This is a genomic window from Streptomyces sp. NPDC033165 (assembly GCF_055577965.1).
On record NZ_JBVIPK010000035.1, the window covers coordinates 1 to 4360 of the forward strand.

3 protein-coding genes are annotated in these 4360 nt (G+C 69.8%); 2 read left to right on the forward strand and 1 reads right to left on the reverse strand.

All coding sequences use genetic code 11. The annotated features are described in order from the left end of the window. Positions 1 to 166: 166 nt before the first annotated feature. A complete protein-coding gene (locus ACZ5WC_RS33125; protein ID WP_468544286.1) occupies positions 167 to 1705 on the reverse strand; it encodes a S8 family peptidase in 1539 nt (512 codons plus the stop codon). Between the two features lie 422 nt (positions 1706 to 2127). Between ACZ5WC_RS33125 and ACZ5WC_RS33130 the strand changes: the two genes are divergently transcribed. Both ACZ5WC_RS33130 and ACZ5WC_RS33135 read left to right on the forward strand, forming a co-directional pair. Then, complete coding sequence (locus ACZ5WC_RS33130) at positions 2128 to 2496, forward strand: DUF485 domain-containing protein (protein WP_468544287.1); 369 nt, start codon at positions 2128 to 2130, stop codon at positions 2494 to 2496. Further along, positions 2493 to 4136, forward strand: a complete 1644-nt coding sequence (locus ACZ5WC_RS33135; protein ID WP_468544288.1) for a solute symporter family protein — start codon at positions 2493 to 2495, stop codon at positions 4134 to 4136. Before ACZ5WC_RS33130 ends, ACZ5WC_RS33135 begins: the two co-directional genes overlap by 4 nt. Positions 4137 to 4360 lie beyond the last annotated feature (224 nt).

Genomic DNA, 4360 nt, shown 5'->3' on the forward strand with positions numbered 1-4360 from the left:
GGGGGTTGGGGGGCAGTCAGACTTGCGCACGCTCCCCTGCGTTCGGAGCGGGGGGGGGGGGGGGGGGGGGGGGGGGGGGGGGGGGGGGGGGAGAGGGGGGGGGTTTGCTCCCCCCCCCCCCCCCCCCCCCCCCCCCCCACCCCCGCTGACGTGCTGTCGTCCGCTGCTACCAGCGCACCGCGTCCAGCGCGTCCACCACTCCGGACCCGTAGAAGCCGTTGTCGTGCTTGCCGCCCTCGCAGACCGCGTCGATGACCCCGTCACCGTTGATGTCGTACGGCTCACCGCACGCCTTGGCGTCCGCCTGGAGCGTCAGCAGCATCTTCACCGCGGCGGGCGAGGCGTAGGGGTGCTTGGACTTGATCAGGGCCACGACGCCCGCGACGTGCGGGGAGGCCATCGACGTACCGGCCTTGTAGCCGAACTTGCCGTCCGGCAGCGTGGACAGGATCAGCCCGTTGACGGCCGGGGGCTCGGGGGTCTGGTAGACCGTCGAGTCACCGCCCGGGGCCGCCACGTCGATGATGCCCTTGCCGTAGTTCGAGTACGAGGACTTGAGGCCCTTCGCGCCCGTGGCGGAGACGGTCACGACGCCCGGCAGCATGGTCGGGATGTCCGGGCAGGCGCTCGGGTCGATCGTCCGGGTGACCTGCTCGGTGTCGTTCGGGCTGGTCTTGTCCTCGATCGCGTCCACCGCCAGATCGTGGCGGGAGTTGCCCGCGGCGGCGACGTTGACCGTGCCCTTGCGCTCCGCGTACTTCACGGCGCGGGTGAGGGCGTCGACCAGGGCGCCCTGGTCCGGGTCGTTCTTGCAGTTGAACAGCCACGGGTCGGTGTAGTAGCTGTTGTTGGTCACCTCGACGCCGTGTTCGGCGGCCCAGAGGAACCCGCAGACGACGGCCTCGGTGTAGAAGAACCCGTCCGGGTTCGACACCTTGATGCCCGAGACCTTGACGCCCGGCGCGACACCGGTCACGCCGAAGCCGTTCTTCGCGGCGGCGATGGTGCCCGCCACGTGCGTGCCGTGGTCGCTCTCGCCCGCCGCCGGACGCCAGGAGCCGGCGGTGGTGTCCGGTGCGCCCGTGACGCAGTTGGCCGACGCGCGGCGGTCGAAGTTCGGGGCCAGGTCCGGGTGGGTGTCGTCCACGCCCGTGTCGATGACGGCGACCGTCACCCGCTTCGAGCCCAGCGACTTCTCGTGCGCCTTGTCCGCCTTGATCGCGGGCAGCGACCACTGGAGGGGCTCCAGCGGGTCCTCGTCGGCCCGCGCTTCCGCTGCGGCGGCCGCCGCCTGCTCGGCGGTGAGCGGCTGCGCTATGGCGCCGACGTCCTTGGTCGCCTGCGGCACGATCGGGTTCGTGCGGGTGGCTCCGGCCGACTTCACGCCGCGTGCCTTGCGGATCGTGTCGCCGAAGGCCGGGTTCTGCGAGTGGACGACGATGACGCCGATCTGCTCATAGGCGACGACGACCGTGCCACCTGCCTTGGCGATCGCCTTCTTGACGTGCTTGACGGTGCCGCGGCCGCCCCACGTGTTGACCACGTAGGACAGCTTCGGCCCGTCGGTCCGCACGGTCGCGGAGGTCTGCTCGCCGACGGGAGCCGCCGTGGCCGACGCCGCCGGCAGGAAGCCGAGCGAGGCGGTCAGCGCGAGTCCGAGGGGTACCGCGAGTGCGCGGGTCCGCCTCGATGCCAGATGAGCCATGGGTTCTCCACATCATCCGTGCCGGTCGACCGGACACCTGGCGTGTTCGGTCGCGTACATGACGAGTGAAGCTATCGCTGATCTTCACGAGACATCAACGTTTGCGGGCAAGTTAGTTCGAAGAGTGACCGATGCGGCCGAATGCGAATGGGTGACTTTCGGACAACCCGACCCGCCGGGGCACGCCCGGGAGGACGAAGGGGACACCCCCGCGAGGGCGAACGGGGCGCCCCCGAGGGGATGAACGGGACACCTCCGAGAAGACGAACGAACCCATCCGAGAAGGCGAAAGGCGCGGTGAACCGCTTCGTCGCGCCCTCCGTGCCGTTGTCCAGGAGGCACATCACCGTCCCCCGGCAGCGAGGCCTCCCATGACACCCGACGTCCCCCAGATCACCGCACCCGCGTCGCGAGGAGATTCCGTGACTATCGATGCACCGCCGCCGCCCGAGGGCAGTACGCACACCGGCCCTGTCCAGCCCACGGCGGAGGCGTACGTGGCGGCCCAGGCGAGCGAGGAATTCGCCGACCTGCGCCGCTCGTACCGCTCCTTCGCCTTCCCGCTCACCGTCGCCTTCGTGACCTGGTATCTGCTGTACGTCCTGCTCTGCAACTACGCGGGCGGATTCATGGCCACCAAGGTCCTCGGCAACATCAACGTGGCGCTCGCCCTCGGGCTCGCCCAGTTCGCCACCACCTTCCTCATCGCCTGGCTCTACTCCCGGCACGCCGCCGCCAAGCTCGACCCGAAGGCCGAAGCGATCAAGTTCCGTATGGAGGCCGACGCATGAGCGCCGCCCACGCCGCCGCGTACCCCGCCGTCCAGCTCGCCGCCGACGGGGCGGGCGAGCACCGGCCGATGATCATCACACTGTTCGCCGCGTTCGTCGTGGCGACCCTCTTCATCACCGTGTGGGCGGGCCGCCAGACCAAGAGCGCCGCCGACTTCTACGCGGGCGGCCGCCAGTTCACCGGATTCCAGAACGGTCTCGCGGTCTCCGGCGACTACATGTCCGCCGCGTCCTTCCTCGGCATCGCCGGAGCCATCGCCCTCTTCGGCTACGACGGCTTCCTCTACTCCATCGGCTTCCTCGTCGCCTGGCTCGTCGCCCTGCTCCTGGTCGCCGAACCGCTGCGCAACTCGGGCCGCTACACCATGGGTGACGTCCTCGCCTACCGGATGCGCCAGCGCCCCGTCCGCACCGCCGCGGGCACCTCCACCATCGTCGTCTCGATCTTCTACCTGCTGGCCCAGATGGCCGGTGCCGGTGTCCTGGTCTCGCTGCTGCTCGGCATCACCAGCGACTTCGGGAAGATCGTCATCGTCGCCCTGGTCGGCGTGCTCATGATCCTCTACGTCACCATCGGCGGCATGAAGGGCACCACCTGGGTGCAGATGGTCAAGGCCGTCCTGCTCATCGCGGGCACCCTGCTCATCACCTTCCTGATCCTGCTGAAGTTCAACTTCAACATCTCCGACCTGCTCGGCACCGCCGCCAGCAACAGCGGCAAGGGCGCGGCCTTCCTGGAGCCCGGCCTGAAGTACGGCGTCTCCGGCATCTCGAAGCTGGACTTCATCTCGCTCGGCATCGCCCTGGTCCTCGGCACCGCAGGCCTGCCGCACATCCTGATCCGCTTCTACACCGTGCCCACCGCCAAGGCTGCCCGTAAGTCCGTGAACTGGGCGATCGGCATCATCGGTGCCTTCTACCTGATGACGATCGTGCTCGGATTCGGCGCCGCCGCGATCCTCAAGCCGGGCGACATCATCGCCTCCAACAAGGCGGGCAACACCGCCGCGCCACTCGCCGCCCTGGAGATCGGCGGCGGCTCCGGGTCCACCGGCGGCGCCATCCTCCTCGCGGTGATCTCCGCCGTCGCCTTCGCGACCATCCTCGCCGTCGTCGCCGGACTCACCCTCGCCTCCTCCTCGTCCTTCGCGCACGACATCTACGCCAACGTGATCCGCAAGGGGCAGGCCACCGAGAAGGAGGAGGTCCGCGCCGCCCGCTGGGCCACCGTCGCCATCGGCGTCGTCTCCATCGCGCTCGGCGCGCTCGCCCGCGACCTGAACGTGGCCGGTCTGGTCGCCCTGGCCTTCGCGGTCGCCGCCTCCGCCAACCTGCCCACGATCCTCTACAGCCTCTTCTGGAAGCGCTTCACCACGCAGGGCGCCCTCTGGTCCATCTACGGCGGTCTCGCCTCCTCCGTCCTGCTGGTGCTGTTCTCGCCGGTCGTCTCCTCCAAGCCGAGCTCGATGTTCCCGAGCGTCGACTTCGCCTGGTTCCCGCTGGAGAACCCTGGCCTGATCTCGATCCCGCTCGGCTTCCTGCTCGGCTGGATCGGCTCGCTGATCTCCAAGGAGAAGGCCGACACCGACAAGTACGCCGAACTGGAGGTCAAGTCCCTCACCGGCATCGGAGCCCACTGAGACACCCTCCGGCACGCGCCCTGCGGCCGTTCCCGGGCGAGGCCGTTCGGCGCTTCGCCCACCACAGCGGCCGGGGGGGGGGGGGGGGGGGGGGGGGGGGGGGGGGGGGGGAAGGGGGGGGGGGGGGGGGGGGGGCGGGGCGCGAGCAACAACAAAAGCAAGGGGGAGGGGAGTGCACCCGAGGAAGGGGGTGTCTTTCCGCGCCCCCACGGGCTTATCGTCTT

Coding starts and splice junctions, on each gene's coding strand:
- ACZ5WC_RS33125 (WP_468544286.1), bottom strand. CDS start 1,705: ATGGCTCATCTGGCATCGAGGCGGACCCGCGCACTCGCGGTACCCCTC.
- ACZ5WC_RS33135 (WP_468544288.1), top strand. CDS start 2,493: ATGAGCGCCGCCCACGCCGCCGCGTACCCCGCCGTCCAGCTCGCCGCC.